The sequence below is a fragment of the Streptomyces sp. NPDC096040 genome (assembly GCF_040303265.1).
Lineage (GTDB): Bacteria > Actinomycetota > Actinomycetes > Streptomycetales > Streptomycetaceae > Streptomyces.
This window is the reverse complement of record NZ_JBEOTA010000051.1, coordinates 1-19,627: the sequence shown is the minus strand read 5'-3', so window position 1 is coordinate 19,627 and position 19,627 is coordinate 1. Positions and strand designations below refer to the sequence as shown.

20 protein-coding genes are annotated in these 19,627 nt (G+C 71.4%); 9 read left to right on the top strand and 11 right to left on the bottom strand.

What is annotated here, in order from left to right:
• The first annotated feature begins 39 nt into the window (after positions 1-39).
• Positions 40-501 carry a DUF3093 domain-containing protein gene (locus ABTY98_RS39315; RefSeq protein ID WP_352225950.1) on the top strand — a complete coding sequence of 154 codons (462 nt, stop codon included), beginning with the start codon at positions 40-42 and terminating at the stop codon, positions 499-501.
• A 20-nt stretch (positions 502-521) separates the two neighbouring features.
• Here ABTY98_RS39315 and ABTY98_RS39310 read toward each other — a convergent pair whose 3' ends face one another.
• The 4 genes from ABTY98_RS39310 to ABTY98_RS39295 form a co-directional block, all read right to left on the bottom strand.
• A complete protein-coding gene (locus tag ABTY98_RS39310) occupies positions 522-1,439 on the bottom strand; it encodes a hypothetical protein (protein WP_352225949.1) in 918 nt (305 codons plus the stop codon).
• A gap of 13 nt (positions 1,440-1,452) precedes the next feature.
• Positions 1,453-1,749: a DUF4193 domain-containing protein gene (locus ABTY98_RS39305; RefSeq protein ID WP_003997302.1), complete on the bottom strand. Its 297-nt coding sequence runs from the start codon at positions 1,747-1,749 to the stop codon at positions 1,453-1,455.
• Between the two features lie 403 nt (positions 1,750-2,152).
• Entirely contained in the window at positions 2,153-3,403 is a 1,251-nt protein-coding gene (locus ABTY98_RS39300) for a sensor histidine kinase (RefSeq protein ID WP_352225965.1), read from the bottom strand.
• A 5-nt stretch (positions 3,404-3,408) separates the two neighbouring features.
• Positions 3,409-4,062, bottom strand: a complete 654-nt coding sequence (locus ABTY98_RS39295) for a response regulator transcription factor (protein ID WP_196943825.1) — start codon at positions 4,060-4,062, stop codon at positions 3,409-3,411.
• Positions 4,063-4,479: 417 nt separating this feature from the next.
• Between ABTY98_RS39295 and ABTY98_RS39290 the strand changes: the two genes are divergently transcribed.
• Positions 4,480-4,653, top strand: coding sequence for a hypothetical protein (locus tag ABTY98_RS39290; RefSeq protein ID WP_352225948.1), 174 nt, complete (start codon positions 4,480-4,482; stop codon positions 4,651-4,653).
• Between the two features lie 140 nt (positions 4,654-4,793).
• Here the strand turns inward: ABTY98_RS39290 and ABTY98_RS39285 are convergent, their stop codons facing one another.
• Both ABTY98_RS39285 and ABTY98_RS39280 read right to left on the bottom strand, forming a co-directional pair.
• Positions 4,794-5,609, bottom strand: coding sequence for an inositol monophosphatase family protein (locus ABTY98_RS39285; RefSeq protein ID WP_352225947.1), 816 nt, complete (start codon positions 5,607-5,609; stop codon positions 4,794-4,796).
• An 8-nt stretch (positions 5,610-5,617) separates the two neighbouring features.
• Positions 5,618-6,745, bottom strand: a complete 1,128-nt coding sequence (locus tag ABTY98_RS39280) for a ferrochelatase (RefSeq protein WP_352225946.1) — start codon at positions 6,743-6,745, stop codon at positions 5,618-5,620.
• A 158-nt stretch (positions 6,746-6,903) separates the two neighbouring features.
• Between ABTY98_RS39280 and ABTY98_RS39275 the strand changes: the two genes are divergently transcribed.
• The 5 genes from ABTY98_RS39275 to sepH all read left to right on the top strand — a co-directional run bounded on the left by ABTY98_RS39275 (position 6,904) and on the right by sepH (position 11,639).
• Positions 6,904-8,142, top strand: a complete 1,239-nt coding sequence (locus ABTY98_RS39275; RefSeq protein WP_352225945.1) for an MFS transporter — start codon at positions 6,904-6,906, stop codon at positions 8,140-8,142.
• On the top strand, positions 8,102-9,421 hold the full coding sequence (locus ABTY98_RS39270; RefSeq protein WP_352225944.1) for a D-arabinono-1,4-lactone oxidase: 1,320 nt from the start codon (positions 8,102-8,104) through the stop codon (positions 9,419-9,421). Before ABTY98_RS39275 ends, ABTY98_RS39270 begins: the two co-directional genes overlap by 41 nt.
• A gap of 11 nt (positions 9,422-9,432) precedes the next feature.
• Entirely contained in the window at positions 9,433-9,729 is a 297-nt protein-coding gene (locus ABTY98_RS39265; protein WP_352225943.1) for a hypothetical protein, read from the top strand.
• Between the two features lie 96 nt (positions 9,730-9,825).
• Complete coding sequence (locus tag ABTY98_RS39260; RefSeq protein WP_352225942.1) at positions 9,826-10,209, top strand: hypothetical protein; 384 nt, start codon at positions 9,826-9,828, stop codon at positions 10,207-10,209.
• A 395-nt stretch (positions 10,210-10,604) separates the two neighbouring features.
• Entirely contained in the window at positions 10,605-11,639 is a 1,035-nt protein-coding gene (gene sepH, locus ABTY98_RS39255; RefSeq protein WP_352225941.1) for a septation protein SepH, read from the top strand.
• A gap of 62 nt (positions 11,640-11,701) precedes the next feature.
• Here sepH and ABTY98_RS39250 read toward each other — a convergent pair whose 3' ends face one another.
• Entirely contained in the window at positions 11,702-12,544 is an 843-nt protein-coding gene (locus ABTY98_RS39250; RefSeq protein ID WP_352225940.1) for a sulfurtransferase, read from the bottom strand.
• A 312-nt stretch (positions 12,545-12,856) separates the two neighbouring features.
• Between ABTY98_RS39250 and ABTY98_RS39245 the strand changes: the two genes are divergently transcribed.
• Positions 12,857-13,660, top strand: coding sequence for a VOC family protein (locus tag ABTY98_RS39245; RefSeq protein WP_352225939.1), 804 nt, complete (start codon positions 12,857-12,859; stop codon positions 13,658-13,660).
• A 1-nt stretch (position 13,661) separates the two neighbouring features.
• On the opposite strand, the gene ABTY98_RS39240 is transcribed toward ABTY98_RS39245, so the two are convergent.
• The 4 genes from ABTY98_RS39240 to ABTY98_RS39225 form a co-directional block, all read right to left on the bottom strand.
• Positions 13,662-14,309: a thymidine kinase gene (locus ABTY98_RS39240; RefSeq protein ID WP_352225938.1), complete on the bottom strand. Its 648-nt coding sequence runs from the start codon at positions 14,307-14,309 to the stop codon at positions 13,662-13,664.
• A 40-nt stretch (positions 14,310-14,349) separates the two neighbouring features.
• Positions 14,350-15,543 carry an alkaline phosphatase family protein gene (locus tag ABTY98_RS39235; RefSeq protein WP_502994466.1) on the bottom strand — a complete coding sequence of 398 codons (1,194 nt, stop codon included), beginning with the start codon at positions 15,541-15,543 and terminating at the stop codon, positions 14,350-14,352.
• The gene (locus tag ABTY98_RS39230) at positions 15,543-16,139 is read right to left on the bottom strand and encodes a DUF5998 family protein (protein ID WP_352225937.1); all 597 of its coding nucleotides are present in this window, start codon (positions 16,137-16,139) and stop codon (positions 15,543-15,545) included. Before ABTY98_RS39230 ends, ABTY98_RS39235 begins: the two co-directional genes overlap by 1 nt.
• 81 nt (positions 16,140-16,220) lie before the next feature.
• Positions 16,221-19,094 carry a bifunctional acetate--CoA ligase family protein/GNAT family N-acetyltransferase gene (locus tag ABTY98_RS39225; protein ID WP_352225936.1) on the bottom strand — a complete coding sequence of 958 codons (2,874 nt, stop codon included), beginning with the start codon at positions 19,092-19,094 and terminating at the stop codon, positions 16,221-16,223.
• Positions 19,095-19,270: 176 nt separating this feature from the next.
• Here ABTY98_RS39225 and ABTY98_RS39220 point away from each other — a divergent pair, with 176 nt between their 5' ends.
• Positions 19,271-19,552, top strand: a complete 282-nt coding sequence (locus ABTY98_RS39220) for an HPr family phosphocarrier protein (RefSeq protein ID WP_030563197.1) — start codon at positions 19,271-19,273, stop codon at positions 19,550-19,552.
• Positions 19,553-19,627 lie beyond the last annotated feature (75 nt).

The following is a 19,627-nucleotide window of genomic DNA, read 5'->3' as shown; positions in this document are numbered from 1 at the left end:
GCGTCCGGTGGATCCGGACACCGTGCCAAGCTTGGCTCCATGCAGCTCTCCGCCACCCCGTACGAAGAACGCCTCACGGCCCCCCGGTCGTGGTGGTTCCTCAGCTTCCTGATCGGCGTCTCGTGCGCCCTGGTCCTGCTGCCGTTCGGCACCCTGCCCACACTGGGCGGTCTGGTGGGCGGTACGGCGGCGGCAGCGGTGGTGGCCAGTTCGTACGGCTCCCCGCGCATCCGGGTCGTGGGCGACTCGCTGATCGCGGGCGAGGCGAAGATCCCGGTGGCGGCCCTGGGCGCGTCGGAGATCCTGGACCCGGAGGAGGCACGCGCCTGGCGCACGTACAAGGCCGACGTCCGCGCCTTCCTCCTGCTGCGCTCCTACATCCCCAGGGCCCTGCGGGTGGAGGTCACGGACCCGGAGGACCCGACGCCCTACCTCTACCTGTCGACGCGGGAGCCGGAGGCCCTGGCGGCGGCGATCGAGGCAGCCAAGAAGGCCCAGTAGATCTCTCCGCCCGCCGGCCGTCAGCCCTCGAAGTCCTCCGGCAGCTCGGCGATCGGCAGCGGCTCCGCCGGTTTCTCCAGCGGCGGCAGCTCCGCCAGTTCCTCCCACGGCACCTGGATCTTTCTCAGGTCAGCCCGGATCCGCGCCGCGAGCTTCTTCGTGTCCCGGCGGTTCATGACCGCACCCACCGCGGCGCCCACCATGAACGGCATCAGGTTGGGCAGGTCCCGCACCATCCGCTTCATGATCTGCTGGCGCAGCTCGCGCTTCATGTGGCCGCCGAGGGCGCCGTTGATCGTCGACGGCTTCATCACGTCGATCCCGCGCTCCCCCGACCAGGAGGACAGATACGCGGTGCTGCGGGCCTTCAGGTTCCCCGGCGGCCGCACGCCGTACACCTCGTGGAGCTCGGCGATCAGCTTCAGCTCGATCGCCGCGACCCCGGTGATCTCCGCGGCCAGCTCGGTCGGCATCGCCGGCGGCACCGGCAGCATCGCCGCCGCGCCGACCCCGGCCCCGACCGCCGAGGTCGCGCCCGCCGCGCTCGCCACCAGTTTGTCGGCGAGCTGCTCCGGGCCGAGGCCTGGGAAGTGCCGACGCAGGGTCGCGAGGTCGCGTACGGGGACACGAGGGGCGATCTCGATGATCCGGTCCGCGAGGTAGGCCAGCCCCGCTCTCGCCCGGCTGCCGCCCTTGCGGGCGCCTTCCCGGGCCAGATCCACGGCCCTGTCACGGATGACCCCGGCCCGTCGCCTTGCGACGGGCGCGGGCCGGTCCGCCGGCGCCGGGAGGTCACCCCGGTCGGCCGCCGGTTCGAGCGAGGCTCCCGGATCGGATGAGCCCCGCTCGTCGTCACGCGCGCGTGGGCCGTCAGACGGCCCCGAGTCCGCTCCCCGGCGAGAGAAGCGGCGCTTCCGAGGTGGGGTCGAGCCAGTCATGCCCGACCCCTCCTCAGTCGCAGTCGCGGCAGATCGGCTGACCGTTCTTCTCCCTGGCCAGCTGGCTGCGGTGGTGCACCAGGAAGCAGCTCATGCAGGTGAACTCGTCCTGCTGCTTGGGCAGCACCCGGACGGCCAGCTCCTCGTTCGAGAGGTCTGCGCCGGGCAGCTCCAGGCCTTCGGCGGCCTCGAACTCGTCTACGTCCACCGAGGACGTGGACTTGTCGTTCCTCCTGGCCTTCAGCTCTTCAAGGCTGTCCGAGTCGACGTCATCGTCGGTCTTGCGTGGTGTGTCGTAATCGGTTGCCATGTCGCTCTCCCCCTCTGGGTGTCTGCGGTGTCTCCAGCGCACGTAACGCGTGAGAGGCCGGACTTGTGCCCGACCCGAGGCGGAGATTTTGCCTCACATCAAGGTCTGTTACTCAATCGACACCCAACCCGATCCCTCAAGACTGATCAGGTTGAATGGCGAGGGGGACCGTACACGGTCCTCGCGAGGCACCTCAAAGGCACCTCATCCTGTACTTCCCGTGATCAAGACCCCTGAAAACAGGGATTTTACCGGCTTTATTCCCCCAACCATGATCACGGAGAGTATATGGCCGGAAATCCGCCCTTGTGATCGATCACACATGGGATAGCACGCCACGCCGATAGAAAATTCCGCGCAAAGCGAACATCCCCCGTGTGTGTCGCGATCTTGTAACCGGCATTCAGATCGGCAGGGTGACGCGCATCACGAGCCCACCGCCCTCCCGGGGCTGGGCCGCGATATGACCACCGTGGGCCCGGGCCACGGAACGGACGATGGACAGACCGAGACCGACACCCTTGTCACTGCCCGTGCGCTCGGTACGGAGCCGCCTGAAGGGCTCGAAAAGGTTGTCGATCTCGTACGCCGGCACCACCGGGCCGGTGTTCGCGACGGACAGTACCGCCTGGCCGTGCTGGACCTCGGTGTCGACCTCCACCCACCCGTCCTCGGGCACGTTGTAGCGCACCGCGTTCTGCACCAGGTTCAGCGCGATCCGCTCCAGCAGTACGCCGTTGCCCTGCACGACCGCCGGCTTCCGCACGCCCCGGATGGTGACGCCCTTGGCCTCCGCCTCGGCGTGCACCTGGTCGACGGCCTGGCTGGCGACCTCGGCCAGGTCGACCGGCTTGCGCTCGACGATCTGGTTGTCGCTGCGGGCGAGCAGCAGCAGGCCCTCCACCAGCTGCTCGCTGCGCTCGTTGGTGGCCAGCAGGGTCTTGCCGAGCTGCTGGAGCTCCACGGGCGCGTTCGGGTCCGAGAGGTGCACCTCCAGGAGCGTGCGGTTGATCGCCAGGGGCGTGCGCAGCTCGTGGGAGGCGTTGCCGACGAAGCGCTGCTGGGCGGTGAAGGCCCGCTGCAGCCGCTCCAGCATGTCGTCGAAGGTGTCCGCGAGCTCCTTGAGCTCGTCGTCCGGGCCGTCCAGCTCGATCCGGCGGGACAGGTCCGAGCCGGCCACCGCGCGCGCGGTGCGGGTGATCCGGCCGAGCGGGGACAGCACCCGTCCGGCCATCGCGTAACCGAACGCGAAGGCGATCACGGCGAGGCCGAGCAGGGCCAGCAGCGAGCGGCTGAGCAGGTCGTCCAGGGCCGCCTGGCGCTGGCGGTCCACGCACTGGGCGATCGCGCTGTTGAAGTCCGGGATCTGCAGGTTGGTCGCGCCGGTGATCGCCGGACAGTTGTCGCTGGAGATCTTGATGTCCGAACCGCCGATGATCTTGAACAGCGGCTGGTTGCCGGTGCTGATGGCCTGCGCGGCGAGCAGGTAGATGATCGAGAGCAGCAGGATGCCCGCGATGAGGAACATGCCGCCGTACAGCAGCGTGAGCCGTATGCGGATGGTCGGGCGCAGCCACGGGAAGACGGGCTGCGGTCTGCGGGGGTCCCAGGTGGGCTTGGGGGGTGCCTGCGGAGGTGCGGGAGTGGTGGCCACGGTCATCAGATCCGGTAACCCGAGCCGGGGACGGTGACGATCACGGCGGGCTCGCCCAGCTTGCGGCGAAGCGTCATCACGGTCACCCGCACGACGTTGGTGAAGGGGTCCGTGTTCTCGTCCCAGGCCTTCTCGAGGAGCTGCTCGGCGCTGACCACCGCCCCCTCGCTGCGCATCAGCACCTCCAGGACGGCGAACTCCTTGGGCGCGAGCTGGACCTCCTTGCCGTCGCGGAAGACCTCGCGGCGGTTCGGGTCGAGCTTGATGCCGGCGCGCTCCAGGACGGGGGGCAGCGGCACGCTGGTACGGCGGCCGAGGGCGCGCACGCGCGCGATGAGCTCACTGAACGCGAAGGGCTTGGGGAGATAGTCGTCGGCGCCGATCTCCAGGCCCTCCACGCGGTCGCTGACGTCGCCGGACGCGGTGAGCATCAGCACGCGCGTCGGCATACCGAGTTCGACGATCTTGCGGCAGACGTCGTCGCCGTGCACGAGGGGGAGGTCGCGGTCGAGGACGACCACGTCGTAGTCGTTGACGCCGATGCGCTCCAGGGCGGCCGCACCGTCGTACACGACGTCGACGGCCATGGCCTCCCGGCGCAGTCCGGTGGCCACCGCATCGGCGAGCAGTTGCTCGTCCTCGACGACGAGTACGCGCACGTCGCTTGTCCTTCCTCTGTCCACCCGCGTAGCGCGCACCGGCGCACGTGGGCAGGGGTCTCCATGGGGTGTGTGACCTCCATCCTGCCCTTTTCGGCCATAAGTCGGCAGTAAGACGGGGGCGGGGGAAGGCCGGATCGGTCCGGCCGGGCGGGAATGCGAGATTTTCTCTTCCGGTTGAGGTTTCCACGGAGGGGAGCGGGGGGAGGACGGCATGTACACCCCGCGATCACGCTCTGCATGTGCCGCAACACCATGCGGTACGTACATCGCCGCTACAGCAGAGTGGACGATGGGGGTGTCCGGCACCGTCGCCGCCCAGCTGGGCAGCGCTGGGCACCCGCGAGAGACGTGATCGCCCCTTCAACGGCACACCCCCGTGCCACCGACCCACGACCCAGGACGAGGGGGCGCAGCATGGACGCATTCACCGCAGGACTTCTGCAGCGCATAAAGGCGACCGAGTCCGACATCACGCGGGCTCGTGACGAGGGCGACGACTTCCTTGTCGAGGTGGAACAGGCCGAGCTCGACGACCTGCGCCGCCTCGCCGCCGAACACGGTGTGGAAGTCGGCGCGACCGCCGTCTGACAGTCCCGCAGTAGCAGCTCAGCGGCACCAGAACAGGGCCCCGGCGAATCCAGCGCCGGGGCCCTGCTCATACGTTGCCCCGTACCCACCGTGACAACGTTCGATTCCCATTCACCAGAAGAAAACCCAGGCGTTCGGGGTCAGTCGTGCCAGGCCCCGAAGTCGTCCAGCAGTTGCTGAAGCGGCTCGAAGACTCCCGGGGTGCCCGCGATCGTCAGGTCGCGGGACGGGGGTTCTCCGGGGCGGCCGCCGGTCAACGCGCCGGCCTCTCTCGCGATCAGGTCGCCCGCGCCCCAGTCCCACGCGTTCAGCCCGCGCTCGAAGTACCCGTCCAGCCGGCCGCAGGCCACATCGCACAGGTCGATCGCCGCCGACCCGCTGCGGCGAATGTCGCGGAGCAGCGGGATCAGGCGCGCGGCGACCTCGGCCTGGTGGGTGCGGACCTCCGTCACGTAGTTGAAGCCGGTCGACACCAGCGCCTGCTCCAGCGGCGCGGCCGGACGGCAGGTCAGCCGCCGCTCGCCCTCCCACGCCCCGGCCGCCCAGGCCCCGCCGCCCCGCAGCGCGTGGTACGTCTCGCCGCGCATCGGGGCCGCCACGACGCCGGCCACGGTCTCGCCGTCCTGCTCGGCCGCGATGGAGACCGCCCAGGTCGGCAGCCCGTACAGGTAGTTGACCGTGCCGTCGAGCGGGTCGATCACCCAGCGGATCCCGCTCGTGCCCTCGATCGACGCCCCCTCCTCACCGAGGAAGCCGTCCTCGGGGCGGTGCCCGGAGATCAGGTCGGTGATCAGCTTCTCCGCCGCGATGTCCATCTCGGTCACGACGTCGATCGGGCTGGACTTGGTCCGGGCCACGGCGAGGTCGGCCGGGCGGCCGTCCCGCAGCAGCTCGCCCGCGCGGGCGGCCGCCTCCCGGGCGAGCCTGAGCAGATCGGTGTGCAGGGCGTCGGTCACGGGGCTCCTCACGCGTACGGGCTGTCGGCGCCGGCCGCGGCCGGGCGGGGGGCGCGGGCCGGGCAGCAGCCGACCGGGCACAGGTTGTGGCTCGCGCCCAGCGAGCCCAGTGCGCACGGCGTGACCTCCCGCCCGCTCTCCACGGCCGCGCGCTCCAGGACCAGGTCACGGATGGCGGCGGCGAACCGGGGGTCGTCCCCGACGGTCGCGGACCGCCGTACCGGCAGTCCGAGTTCCTCGGCCTTGGCCGTGGCCTCCGTGTCGAGGTCGTAGAGGACCTCCATGTGGTCGGAGACGAAGCCGATGGGGGCCATGACGACGGCCGGGACCCCGGCGCCGTGCAGCGTCTCCAGGTGGTCGCAGATGTCGGGCTCCAGCCACGGGATGTGCGGGGCGCCGGACCGGGACTGGTAGACGAGCCGCCAGGGGTGGTCGATGCCCGTGCGCTCGCGGACCGCGTCGGCGATCAGCTGGGCCACGTCCAGGTGCTCCTCGACGTACGCGCCGCCCTCTCCATGGGTCTCGACCGGCCCCGAGGTGTCGGCGCTCGCGGTCGGGACGGAATGGGTGGTGAAGGCGATGTGGGCGCCCGCGCGGACGTCCTCGGGAAGGTCGGCGAGGGACGCGAGGACCCCGTCGATCATCGGGTCGAGGAAGCCGGGGTGGTTGAAGTAGTGCCGCAGCTTGTCGATCCTCGGCGGTTCCAGGCCCTCGGCCTCCAGCGCGGCCAGCGAGTCCGCGAGGTTCTCGCGGTACTGGCGGCAGCCCGAGTAAGAGGCGTAGGCGCTGGTGGCGAGCACCAGGACGCGGCGGCGGCCGTCGGCGACCATCTCGCGGAGGGTGTCGGTCAGATACGGCGCCCAGTTGCGGTTGCCCCAGTAGATCGGCAGGTCCAGGCCGTGCTCGGCGAAGTCCTTGCGCAGGGCGTCCAGCAGGGCGCGGTTCTGGTCGTTGATCGGGCTGACCCCGCCGAACAGGAAGTAGTGCTGCCCGACTTCCTTGAGGCGTTCCTTCGGGATACCGCGCCCGCGTGTCACGTTCTCCAGGAACGGGACCACGTCGTCCGGGCCTTCCGGGCCGCCGAAGGAGAGCAGGAGCAGGGCGTCGTAGGGGGTGGCATCGAGCGCGTCTGACATGAGCCGATCCTGCCACCCGGCGCTGACGGCCCGGAAACAGGAGTGTGAAGAGTCGGATTCGGGAGGTTTATCCCCAGTGCCCAGCAGGTGCGCCAGGGTGCCCTCACTCGTAAGCTCTATCAGCCGCAGTCACGCCTTACCCAGCCGTCGGAGACCCCGTGCCCAGCCCCTATCGCGCCCTGTTCGCCGCACCCGGCACCAAGGGCTTCTCCGCCGCGGGGTTCCTCGGCCGGATGCCGCTGTCCATGATGGGCATCGGCGTGGTCACGATGATCTCCCAGCTCACCGGGCGGTACGGCCTCGCGGGCGCACTCTCGGCCACCATCGCGCTCTCCGCCGCCGCGATCGGCCCGCAGGTCTCCCGGCTGGTCGACCAGCACGGCCAGCGCCGTGTGCTGCGCCCCGCGACCCTGCTGGCGCTGGCGGCGGCGGCCGGGCTGCTGTGCGCCGCGCACTACGGGTGGCCGGACGCTGTGCTGTTCGTCTGTGCCGCCGGGATCGGCGCGGTGCCGAGCCTGGGCGCGATGATCCGGGCCCGCTGGGCCGCCCTCTACCGGGGCACCCCGCAACTGCACACGGCCTACTCGTTCGAGTCCGTCGTCGACGAGGTCTGCTTCATCTTCGGGCCGATCATCTCCATCGGGCTGTCCACGGTCTGGTTCCCGGAGGCGGGGCCGCTGCTGGCCGCCTGCTTCCTGGCCGCAGGCGTCTTCTGGCTGACCGCCCAGCGCGCCACCGAGCCCGCGCCGCATCCGCGCGAGCAGGACGGCCGCGGTTCGGCGCTGGGGGCGCCCGGCCTCCAGGTGCTGGTGGCGACCTTCGTGGCCACCGGAGCGATCTTCGGAGCGGTCGACGTGGTCACCGTCGCCTTCGCCGACGAACGCGGCCACAAGGGCGCCGCGAGCGTGGTCCTGGCCCTGTACGCGGCGGGCTCCTGCCTGGCCGGGGTGGTCTTCGGCCTGCTGCGCTTCGCGGGGAAGCCGGAACGCAGATGGCTGCTGGGCATATGTGCGATGGCCGTGAGTATGATCCCCCTCCTACTGGTCGGAAACTTGCCGCTTCTGGCCGTGGCGCTGTTCGTTGCGGGTCTGTCCATCGCACCGACGATGATCACGACGATGTCCCTCATCGAAAAGCACGTACCTCGCGCGAAGCTCACCGAGGGCATGACCTGGGTGAGCACCGGCCTCGCGGTCGGGGTGGCGCTCGGCTCCTCGGTCGCCGGCTGGGTGATCGACGCGGCCGGCGCCCGCGCCGGGTACGGGGTTCCGGCCGTGTCCGGGGCCGTCGCGGTCGCGGTCGGTTTCCTCGGGTACCGCCGGCTCAACAGGCCGGTCACGGGTCGGGGAGGCACCGTTGAGCAGTACAGCGAGCGGGAAGAGCGGCACGTGGCGTAACTGGGGAGGGAACGTCACCGTCCGCCCCGCGCGGGAGGTCACGCCGGCCTCCGTGGACGAGCTGGCGGCGGCCGTGCGGCGGGCGGCGGAGGACGGCCTGAAGGTGAAGGCGGTCGGCAGCGGCCACTCCTTCACCTCGATCGCCGCGACCGACGGTGTCTCGATCCGCCCTCAACTGTTGACCGGGATCCGCAACATTGACCGGAAAGCCATGACCGTCACGGTCGAGGCGGGCACCCCGCTCAAGAGACTCAATGTGGCCCTGGCCCGCGAGGGCCTGTCGCTGACCAACATGGGCGACATCATGGAGCAGACGGTCTCCGGGGCCACCAGCACCGGCACCCATGGCACCGGCCGCGAGTCCGCCTCGCTCGCCGCCCAGATCAGGGAACTCGAACTGGTGACCGCCGACGGCTCGGTGCTCACCTGCTCCGAGAAGGAGAACCCGGAGGTCTTCGCGGCCGCGCGGATCGGCCTCGGGGCGCTGGGGATCGTCACCGCGATCACCTTCGCGGTGGAGCCGCTCTTCCTGCTCATGGCCCGCGAGGAACCGATGCCCTTCGACCGGGTATTGGCCGAGTTCGACCAGCACAGGGCGGAGAACGAGCACTTCGAGTTCTACTGGTTCCCGCACACCGCGTCCACCAACACCAAGCGCAACAACCGCAGCGCGGGTCCGGCACAGCCCGTGAAGCCGCTCGCGGGCTGGATCGAGGACGAGTTCGTCGCCAACGGCCTCTGGCAGGTGGCCAACTGGGTCGGCCGTGCGGCGCCCGCGGCCATTCCGGCCATCGCCCAGATCTCCACTCGGGCCTGGTCCACAAGGACCTACACCGATATCCCTTACAAGGTCTTCACCTCGACCCGCCGGGTGCGGTTCGTCGAGATGGAGTACGCCGTCCCGCGCGAGGCCCTGCCGGACACGCTGCGGGAGATCAAGGCGATGGTCGACCGTTCGGACCTCAGGATCAGCTACCCCGTCGAGGTCCGCACCGCCCCCGCGGACGACATCGCCCTGTCCACCGCCTCAGCCCGGGACAGCGCCTACGTCGCCGTGCACATGTTCCGGGGCACGCCCTACCAGTCGTACTTCACCGCCGCCGAACGCATCTTCGTCGCGCATGAGGGCCGCCCGCACTGGGGCAAGGTGCACACCAGGGACGCGGACTACTTCGCGCAGGTCTACCCGCGCTTCGGGGAGTTCACGGCGCTGCGGGACCGGCTCGACCCGGATCGGCTGTTCCAGAACGACTACTTGCGAAGGGTTCTGGGGCAGTAGCCGAGGACTCGGTGGGCGAGGGGGCCGTACTCGGCTCCCCGCTCGCGGACTCGCTCGGAGACGGTGCCGACGTCGTGGCCCCCTCGCTCGCGGGCGTCCGTGACGCGTCCGAGGAGGACGACGGCGACGGGGCCGGCGAAGTGGCCGTACCGTCACCGGACTTCGGGTCGGGGGAGCCCGACGGGGCCGAGGAGTCCGCGGGATCCGAGGGGTCCGACGACTTCGAGGACGTGGTGCCGCCGGTGACTGCGCCGCTGACCGTCGTACCGGAGCCGCCGCTGAAGGTGCTTCCGGAGACCAGTTCGTAGGTCGTGACGCCGGCCATGGTCACCGCGAAGACCACGGCCGCCGCGAACACCGGGCGGCGCCAGGTCCTCACCCGCGCGCGGTAGACGGTGCCCTCGGTGAACTCGCCCGGCGCCGGGGGCGCTTGCTCGCGCGGCCGGGCGGTCACCGTCGCGTCGCGCAGTTGTTCCCCGGTGCGCTTGAAGAAGTGCTGGAACAACGAGCCGCCGCAGGTGGCGACCACGCTGACGACTCCGGCGCCGACGATCGTGCCGTACACCCCGAAACAGGACGCGAGTTTGGCGGCCACCACCGCGGCCACCGCGCTGCCCGCGACCTGGGGCACGCTGAGGTCGATCCGTTTCGAACTTCCCTTCACCTCCTCCCCCATACCGGTCTCGTCACCTGAACCGGGCCTTTCACGCATTCCCGAACCTTGCCTGCCTTTCCCGTACTTGTTCGACCCGCTGCACCAGAAAGGGACGCACGAACGAAACCATTAGTTCCGTTTCTGCTGATTGCGTGAAGTACGCCACGTTCAAGATCCCCAGAAGTGGGCAACCGAAGGCCGGGAAGCGGTCGTTGCCAGAAGTTGGGCGGCGCGCCAATCCACGCACATGGCCCGAATGGAGTACTGTTGCGAGCCCTGGGTTCGGTCTCCCGCCAGGGCGTCCGGGGCCTTGCAGGACCGCCGGGAGGGGGCTCGTTGCACAGGGTGACGGAGTTGGTCACTTAGCGTTGCGAATAGGTAACCGTGCCATAACGGCGTTCCCGGGCCCGTGCCCGACACGCCGGGCAACTCGGCAAGGTTGTGGCAGGCTGCACCCGGGCAGGCCACACTCGACTAGCGGAAGCAGCGACGCACGTGACGTCGGCAGGCACCACCCGGGAGGTCCCCATGCCCGAACTGCGTGTCGTGGCCGTCTCCAATGACGGCACACGACTGGTGCTCAAGGCTGCCGACTCTACGGAGTACACGCTTCCGATCGACGAACGGCTCCGTGCCGCCGTGCGCGGCGACCGGCCCCGGCTCGGCCAGATCGAGATCGAGGTCGAGAGCCATCTCCGGCCCCGAGACATCCAGGCGCGGATACGTGCGGGCGCGACCGCGGAAGAGGTCGCCCAGCTCGCCGGGATCCCCGTCGACCGGGTGCGGCGCTTCGAGGGTCCGGTACTGGCCGAGCGCGCCTTCATGGCCGAACGAGCCCGCAAGACGCCGGTCCGCCGGCCCGGTGAGAACTCCGGGCCGCTGCTCGGCGAGGCCGTCCAGGAGCGGCTGTTGCTGCGCGGTGCCGAGAAGGACACCGTGCAGTGGGACTCCTGGCGGCGCGACGACGGCACCTGGGAGGTCCTCCTCGTCTACCGGGTCGCGGGCGAACCGCACTCGGCGAGCTGGACCTACGACCCGCCCCGGCGGCTCGTCCAGGCCGTCGACGACGAGGCTCGCTCGCTGATCGGCGAGTCCGACGACCTCGCCGTCCCGGAGCCCAGCTTTCCGTTCGTGCCGCGGATCGCGCGGCTGCCGCGTGACCGCCCGATGGACCGTTCCGGCGACCGGGACCGGCCGAGCCTGCCCGCGCAGTCGTCCGAACCGGTCGAGGAGACGACCAGCGAGCGGGACTCGCTGACCAGCCTGCTGGAGGCGGTACCGAGCTTCCGGGGCGACATGGTGGTCCCGGAGCGCCCCGCGGATGTCGTCCCGGAGGAGCCCGACCCGGAACCGGCGGAGGAGGAGCCCCCGGCCCCCGCGGCGTCGGCCGGCTCCGCCTATGCGGACGTCCTCATGCCCCGCTCCGTCGGCAGCCACCGCGACCGGCTGATCGGCGCCACCGACCGCCAGGCCGAGGCCGACGGCGTCCGCCCGGGCCGCCGTGCCGCCGTGCCGAGCTGGGACGAGATCGTCTTCGGGACGCGGCGCAAGAAGCAGGAGTAGGAACAGGTCGTACGACCGTACGAAGAGGGGGCACGCGCGCGTGCCCCCTCTTCCGGCCGTCGTTACCGCGGGTCGGGGCCGACCGCGACCGGACGGGACGGGTCGGCGGACCACTCCGACCACGAACCGACGTACAGCGCCGCCGGGATGCCCGCCACGGCCAGCGCCAGCACCTCGTGGGCACCCGAGACACCCGAGCCGCAGTAGACGCCCACCGGGGCCGCCTCGGAGGCGCCCAGGGCCTTGAAACGGTCACTCAGCTCCCCGGCGGACAGGAAGCGGCCGTCCGGGCCGACGTTCTCGGTGGTCGGCGCGGACACCGCGCCCGGGATGTGGCCGCCGACCCGGTCGATCGGCTCCACCTCACCCCGGTACCGCTCCCCCGCGCGGGCGTCGAGCAGCACACCCGCGCGGGCCAGCGCGGCCGCCCCGTCCGCGTCGAGCGACTCCACCGCGCCGGGCGCCGGTTCGAAGTCACCCTCGTCCGGTTCGGCCGCGTCAGTCGAAAGAGCGCCTTCCCAGGACGGCAACCCGCCGTCCAGGACCCGCACATCCGGGTGACCCGTCCAGCGCAGCAGCCACCACGCGCGCGCCGCCGCCCAGCCGTGTCCGCCGTCGTACACGACCACCGGCCGGTCCGCCGACACACCCGCGCGGCGCATCGCCGCCCCGAAGGCGCCCAGGTCGGGCAGCGGATGCCGGCCGCGCTCCCCGGGCGCCCCGGCCAGCTCCGTGTCCAGGTCCACGTAGACGGCGCCCGGAAGGTGCCCTGCGGTGTAATCGGCCCGGCCGTCGAAGGCCGTACCGCCCTGCGTGGTCAGCTGCCAGCGCACGTCCAGCAGCACGGGCGGGTTCGGCCCGGTCAGGTCGTCGGCGAGTTCGGTTGCGGTGATGATGGCTTCCATGGCCCCATCCTTACGCCAGGGGTGGCCGCATCGTCCAGGTCCGACTACTCTGCTCGGCCGGACAGGCTCGATCACCGGGCGTGCGGGATCGGACACATGCTGTACGGCTGATGGACACCCGGCGGCAATCGACCGGAAACGGGCGAGAAACGGCAGATCAGGCATCCTCGCGGCGAAGCCGCCTCACGGTGTGGACGCAGGGCGCCACGGAGGGTGCGAGCATCGGCACGGGGCGTGCCCGCGACTGCGGCACAGCCGGTCCGGAGAGCGGAAGCGACACGGCCACCGCGAGGGGCCGAGGAGAGAGTGACGATGACCGAGGTACGGGGTTCGGCCGGCCCGAACGGCGGTACACACGCTCGGCGCACGCCCGGCACCCCCAGCTGGGTGAGTCTGATGGTGCACGGCTTGACCACGACCGAGGAGTTCTACGAGGCCTTGTTCGGCTGGGAGTTCCAGCCGGGGCCCCAGCAGCTCGGCCCCTACGTCCGGGCACTGCTCGACGGGCAGGAGGTCGCGGGCATCGGGCAGCTCCCCCCGGACCGTCATCTGCCGATCGCCTGGACGCCGTACTTCGCCTCGGAGGACGTGGACCTGACGGCCGAGACGGTCCGGCTGTGCGGCGGCACGGTGGGCGTCGGTCCGCTGGACGCGGCCGAGGCCGGACGGATGGCCATCGGCTCCGACCCGTCGGGCGCCGTGTTCGGCATCTGGCAGGCCTCGGCCCACCTCGGCACGTCTGTCACCGGTGTCCCGGGCACGCCCGCCTGGAACGAACTGCTCACCTTCGAGACCGGAAGCGTCGCCAAGTTCTACGAGGCGGTGTTCGGTTACGGGGAGGAGGCGGTGGTGTCCGCCGACTTCGACTACGTGACCCTGCATGTCGAGGGCCACCCGGTGGCCGGCATCCACGGGGTCGGCCTCTCGCTGCCCCGGGACCGGGGGCCGCACTGGCTGACGTACTTCGAGGTGGCCGACGCGGACGCGACCCTGCGCGAGGTCGACGAACTGGGCGGGCAGGTGCTGAAGCCGGCCCGGGACAGCGCACACGGCCGGGTCGCCACGGTGGCCGACCCGGAGGGTGCGGTCTTCTCGGTGATCGAGAGCCCGCGCTGAGTCAGGTCGAGACGGGCAGGACGTCCGGGGACAGGGCCGCCGCGCGAGCCGATGCGGCGGTCATCCGGCGCCGGTGGTGGCGCCGGCACAGCACCTCGTAACCGACCTTCCCGGCCGCCCCGTCGACATCACCCACGACCACCTGGGCGCCCTCGACGACCATCTCGCCGCCGACCGTGCGGGCGTTGTGCGTGGCGCGGGCGCCGCACCAGCACAGGGCCTCGACCTGGAGCACCTCGACCCGGTCGGCCAGCTCCACCAGCCGCTGGGAGCCGGGGAACAGCTTGGAGCGGAAGTCGGTCGTGATGCCGAACGCGTAGACGTCCAGGCCCAGATCGTCGACCACGCGCGCGAGCTGGTCGATCTGCTCCGGCGCCAGGAACTGCGCCTCGTCGGCGATGACGTAGTCCGCGCGGCCGCCCTGCGAGAGATGGTCGACCAGGTAGGCGTAAAGGTCCTGGCCGTCCTCGACCTCCACGGCGTCCGTGACCAGGCCGAGACGGGAGGACAGCTTGCCGTGACCCGCGCGGTCGTCACGGCTGAAGATCATGCCGACGAGGCCGCGGGCCGACCGGTTGTGCTCGATCTGCAGAGCCAGCGTCGACTTCCCGCAGTCCATCGTTCCGGAGAAGAAGACCAGCTCGGGCATGGGGAGTTGAGCACCTTTCGGGGGTGGTGGGGCCACGGTGTCAGGAGCGTACTTCGAGCAGCGGCACCAGTTGCTCGACAGGGGTCATCGAGCCGTGGTTGCCGACCATCGCCGACTCCTTGGGCTCCCGCTCGGAGGCGATGATCAGGACGTCGTCGTGCGCGGCGGCGACGACATCGCCGATCCGGTCGTACACCCGTTCGTCGAACCGGTCCGGCGGGCCGAACCAGCCGGCCGCGATCGCCTCGTCCCGGGAGGCCACCCAGAACTGCTCGCCGAGCACCTCGCGCCAGCAGGTCAGCACGTCGTTCCCGGCGCCCGGTACCGCGTAGACGTGCCGGGCGCGGCCCTCGCCGCCGAGCAGGGCGACACCGGCCCGCAGCTCCCAGTCCTCGTCGAAGTCGATGCGGTGCTGCTCGTCGAACGGCACGTCGAGCATGCCGTGGTCGGCGGTGACATACAGCGCGCAGCGCGGCGGGAGCTGCTCGGCGAGCCGCTGCACCAGCCGGTCGACGTGCATCAGCTGGCCGCGCCAGGTGTCGGAGTCGACCCCGTACCGATGGCCGGCGCCGTCCAGTTCCGCGTAGTACGTGTAGACCAGGGAACGGTCGGCGGCGGCCAGTTGCTCCGCCGCGAGGTCCATCCGTTCCTCGCCGGTGAGCCGGCCGTGAAACGTACCGCCGCTGAGCGCGACCTTGGTGAGGGGGGTGTGCTCGAAGGTCGGGGAGGACACCTGGGCGGCGTGCACGCCCGCGTCCTGGGCTAGCTGGAAGACGGTGGGGTAGGGCTGCCAGGCGGCCGGGTTGGTCCAGGGCTGCCAGCGCAGCTGGTTCATCAGCTCGCCGGTGGCGGGATTGCGGACCGTGTAGCCGGGCAGGCCGTGCGCGCCGGGCGGCAGGCCGGTGCCGACGGAGGCCAGCGAGGTCGCGGTGGTCGCCGGGTAGCCGGCGGTGATCGGCCGCCCGGTGCCGCCGCGCGAGCTGCCGAGCAGCGAGGCCAGGAAGGGGGCCTCGTCCGGATGGGCCCTGAGCTGCTCCCAGCCCAGACCGTCGATCAGGAAGACGCAGTTGCGGTCGGCCGCGGTCAGTTCGGTGATCGACGCGGTCATTCCGGGTACGGCCATCCCTGCGGCCAGGGTGGGCAGCAGGTCGGCGAGGGAGCCGCTGCCGTACTCGGGCAGCGGCGCGGAGCCGAGGGCGAGCGGTTCCGGATGGTCCCAGGCGGCGTACGCCATCAGTGCGTGACGTCCGCGGTCGCCTCGGAGATGGCCTGGGCGAAGGCGAGCGCCTGGCGCACCGTCTCCGGGCCGTCCCCTGCCTCGCTCACGCGCAGGCTGAGGTCGTCCGCCGTGGAGTTGCCCGTGTAGCCGTGGTCGGCCTCGCAGTTGGGGTCGCCGCAGGCGGCGGGCTCCAGGTCGATACGGGAGACGGCGCCCCAGCCGATGGTCAGCACGATCTCGCGGGGCAGCGTGCCCGGCGTGTACTGCTCCGGGTTGGCCACGACCCGGCTGACCACGACCGACGAGATCCGGCCTAGCTTGACGGACTCCGTCGAGGTGGTGGCGTACGGCGTCGGGGAGGTGCTGTCGGCGGCCTGCTCGTCGGTGTGGCTGACGATGAAGCGGTTGCCGGTGAGGACGAGCACGGTCACATGCCGCCGCACCTCGTTCTGGTCGAACGTCGTCTCCTGGTGGACCAGGTACGACCGGATCGGCTCACCGCCCACGGCAGCCTCCACCGCCTCGGCCACGAGGGCCGGGTAGTAGCCGCTGCGCTCGATCGCGACGCGCAGCCCCTGGGTCGTCGTACTGGTCTTGGCCATGGCGTCCATCCTAATCCGTGGGCAAGGGGGGTCCGGGCCAGTCGACGCACCCTCTTGGAAAGCCATCACGGGGACGGGTGTTCGTCGCGGTCAGTAGGTGGGCAGGGTCCGCGGACCCATGTCGTCGCGGGCGGGCGGGGGCGCGAGGCGGACGGTGGCCCCGAGGACGCTGACGCCCTGCCGGGCGACCACGACCGGTTCCAGGGTGACCGCGACCACCTCGGGATGGTCGTCGACCAGTCTGGAGACGCGCAGGAGCAGTTCCTCCAGGGCGGGTGTGTCGACGGGGGTCGAGCCGCGCCAGCCGAACAGCAGGGGCGCGGTCCGTATCGACCGCACCAGCGAGGTCGCGTCCCGGTCCGTCACCGGGACCAGACGGTGGGCCGTGTCCCCGAGCAATTGCGAGGCGGCCCCGGCCAGCCCGAAGGACAGGACGGCCCCGGCCGCCGGGTCGATCACGGCCCGTACGACGGTGTCGACACCCCGGGGTGCCATCCGCTGCACCACCGGGCGCAGCTCCCCCGGCGGCCCGAACAGCTCGGTCAACTCGGCATACGCCCGGCGCAGTTGCTCCTCGTCGGCGAGGTCGAGCCGCACTCCGCCCAGGTCGGCGCGGTGACGCAGGTGCGGAGCGGTGGCCTTGAGGGCGACCGGGTAGCCGAGGTCACGGGCGGCCGCGACGGCGGCCTCGGGGGTGGGGGCGGGCAGCGCGCGGTGCACGGCGACGCCGTACCTGCCGAGGAGCGCACAGGTCTCCTCGTCCCCGATGGTGAGCCCTTCCCCGCGCTCCAGCAGCGCGCCGATCAGCTCGGCCGCCCCCTTCTCGTCGATGTCGTCGTACTCCGGCACCTTCCCCGGGTCGGCGGCCTCCCGCCGCCACTGTGCGTACTTCACGGCTTCGGCGAGGGCCCGGACGGCGCGCTCGGCCGCGGGATAAGCGGGGATCAGACGGGAGCACGGGTGGGGGGTGGGCGGCTTGGCGGCCTCGGTGACGGCGGTGGGGGGTGTCCGGGCGGCTTCCGTTTCTTCGGCGGGCGGTCGTTCCGCGGGGCGCAGCTGCTGGGCGCCGGCTGCCGTGACACCCGTCTGCGGTGCGGTACGGCCCGCGGCCGAAAGGGCCTCCGCAAGCCCCCCGAGCTCCACATGCACCACCAGCACAGGCTTCCCCGGCGCCCCCTCGGCCGCCGACCGCAGCGCCTGAGCCAGTTCCGCGTCTGCGACCGCACCCTCCCCGATGGTCGGAATGGCCGTGACGACCACCGCGTCGCACGACTCGTCCGCCAGCGCCTGCGACAGCGCCCGATGGAAGTCTGCGGGGGTCGCCATGGTCGTCAGGTCCAGCGGCGGCGCCGGCCGCAGCCCCTCCGCCAGGCACCGGTCGTACGTCAGCAGCCCCAGCGACTCGGAGTTCCCGAGGATGGTCACCCGGGGACCGGCCGGCAGCGGCTGCCGGGCGAGCAGCAGCCCGGCGTCGACCAGTTCCGTGATCGTGTCGACGCGGATCACCCCGGCCTGCCGCAGCAGCGCGGACACCGTGGCGTGCGGCAGCCGCGTGGCCCGTACCGCGTGCCCCTGCGGCGCCGAACCGGCGCTCTGCACCACGACCAGCGGCTTCGCCGCCACCGTGCGCCGCGCGAGGCGGGTGAACTTGCGCGGGTTGCCGATGGACTCCAGGTACATGAGGACGACATCGGTCTCGGAGTCGTCGTACCAGTACTGGAGGACGTCGTTGCCTGACACGTCCGCGCGGTTGCCGGACGAAACGAAGGTCGACACGCCCGTGGTACCGGTGACGCCGCCGCCGCGCCGGTGCAGCCGGGACAGCAGGGCGATACCGATGGCGCCGGACTGGGCGAAGAGGCCGATGCGGCCGGGACGGGGCATCTCGGGCGCGAGGGAGGCGTTCAGCCGTACGTCGGCGGCGGTGTTGATGATCCCGAAGGCGTTCGGCCCGATGATCCGCATGCCGTACGTGCGCGCGTGCCGAACGAGTTCGCGCTGGCGTTCGCGGCCGTCCGGGCCGCTCTCCGCGTACCCGGCGGCGAGGACGACGAGTCCCTGGACGCCGTGTTCGCCGCAGTCGGTGACGACGTCCGGGACGTGCTCGGCGGGCACCGCGACCACGGCGAGGTCGACCGGTGCGTCGATGTCGCGCACCGAGCGGTGCGCGGGCACCCCGTCGACCTCCTTGAGGTCCTCGGGGAAGGCCTTGTTCACGGCGTACAGCCGGCCGGTGAAGCCGGCGTCCCGGAGGTTGCCGAGGACGCTGCGGCCGACGCCGCCGGGCGCTCGGCCGACGCCGATCACGGCCACGGAACCGGGTGTCAGGAGCCGCCGTACCGAACGGGCCTCCGCCCGTTGCTCCCGCGCGCGCTGGACGGCGACCGAGCGGTCCGTGGGCTCCAGGTCGAACTCCAGGCGCACCACGCCGTCCTCGAAGCTGCGCTGCTGGGTGTAGCCGGCGTCCGTGAACACCTTGATCATCTTGGAGTTGGCGGGCAGCACCTCGGCGGCGAACCGGCGGATGCCGCGCTCCCGCGCGACGGCCGCGATGTGCTCGAGGAGGGCGGAGGCGACGCCCCGGCCCTGGTGGGCGTCCTGGACGAGGAAGGCGACCTCGGCCTCGTCGGCGGGCACGGAGGCGGCCATGCCGTCGGCGCCAATGCGGTCATAGCGTACGGTTGCGATGAACTCGCCGCCGATGGTGGCCGCGAGTCCCACCCTGTCCACAAAGTCGTGGTGCGTGAAGCGGTGGACGTCCTTGGCGGAGAGCTTGGGGTACGGCGCGAAGAAGCGGTAGTACTTCGACTCGGCCGAGACCTGCTCGTAGAAGCTGACCAGTCGGTCGGCGTCGTCGACGGTGATGGGCCGGACGCGCGCGGTACCACCGTCGCGCAGCACCACGTCCGCCTCCCAGTGGGAGGGGTACTCGTGCCGGTCCTGCCGGTCCGCCGGGGTCTGCATGGGCCCCAGAGTACGGCTCGCGTCCGACAGTGACGCGAGGCAGTCTGTGGAGGACGGGAGTCGGACCGAGGCCGCGGTCCGACGACACACCCGGAGGGACTCACGTCCGCTCCGGGCTTGCTTCACGATATGGGAAACTGGTCTAGACAACCCTGAGCACTGAAGGGCAGCATCACATGGCTGAGCGCCGCGTCAACGTCGGCTGGGCCGAGGGTCTCCACGCCCGCCCCGCTTCCATCTTCGTCCGAGCCGCCACGGCCGCAGGCGTCCCGGTGACGATCGCCAAGGCCGGGGGCAACCCCGTCAACGCGGCCTCCATGCTGGCTGTCCTGGGCCTGGGCGCCCAGGGCGGCGAGGAGATCGTCCTCGCCTCCGACGCCGAGGGCGCCGACGCCGCCCTCGACCGCCTGGCCAAGCTGGTCGCCGAGGGTCTCGAGGAGCTCCCCGAGACCGTCTGAGCGCCCCAGCGCCCGCACGACCGAGGCCGCGCCGCCCCTCCGGGGGCGGCGGATGGAGGAGGTCGACATCCGTCC

What these genes read in the sequence shown, in the direction of transcription:
- ABTY98_RS39315 (WP_352225950.1), top strand. Translation starts at nt 40, where the DNA reads ATGCAGCTCTCCGCCACCCCGTACGAAGAACGCCTCACGGCCCCCCGG.
- ABTY98_RS39310 (WP_352225949.1), bottom strand. Translation starts at nt 1,439, where the DNA reads ATGACTGGCTCGACCCCACCTCGGAAGCGCCGCTTCTCTCGCCGGGGA.
- ABTY98_RS39305 (WP_003997302.1), bottom strand. Translation starts at nt 1,749, where the DNA reads ATGGCAACCGATTACGACACACCACGCAAGACCGACGATGACGTCGAC.
- ABTY98_RS39290 (WP_352225948.1), top strand. Translation starts at nt 4,480, where the DNA reads ATGGACGCATTCACCGCAGGACTTCTGCAGCGCATAAAGGCGACCGAG.
- ABTY98_RS39280 (WP_352225946.1), bottom strand. Translation starts at nt 6,745, where the DNA reads ATGTCAGACGCGCTCGATGCCACCCCCTACGACGCCCTGCTCCTGCTC.
- sepH (WP_352225941.1), top strand. Translation starts at nt 10,605, where the DNA reads ATGCCCGAACTGCGTGTCGTGGCCGTCTCCAATGACGGCACACGACTG.
- ABTY98_RS39250 (WP_352225940.1), bottom strand. Translation starts at nt 12,544, where the DNA reads ATGGAAGCCATCATCACCGCAACCGAACTCGCCGACGACCTGACCGGG.
- ABTY98_RS39245 (WP_352225939.1), top strand. Translation starts at nt 12,857, where the DNA reads ATGACCGAGGTACGGGGTTCGGCCGGCCCGAACGGCGGTACACACGCT.
- ABTY98_RS39240 (WP_352225938.1), bottom strand. Translation starts at nt 14,309, where the DNA reads ATGCCCGAGCTGGTCTTCTTCTCCGGAACGATGGACTGCGGGAAGTCG.
- ABTY98_RS39235 (WP_502994466.1), bottom strand. Translation starts at nt 15,543, where the DNA reads ATGGCGTACGCCGCCTGGGACCATCCGGAACCGCTCGCCCTCGGCTCC.
- ABTY98_RS39230 (WP_352225937.1), bottom strand. Translation starts at nt 16,139, where the DNA reads ATGGACGCCATGGCCAAGACCAGTACGACGACCCAGGGGCTGCGCGTC.
- ABTY98_RS39225 (WP_352225936.1), bottom strand. Translation starts at nt 19,094, where the DNA reads ATGCAGACCCCGGCGGACCGGCAGGACCGGCACGAGTACCCCTCCCAC.
- ABTY98_RS39220 (WP_030563197.1), top strand. Translation starts at nt 19,271, where the DNA reads ATGGCTGAGCGCCGCGTCAACGTCGGCTGGGCCGAGGGTCTCCACGCC.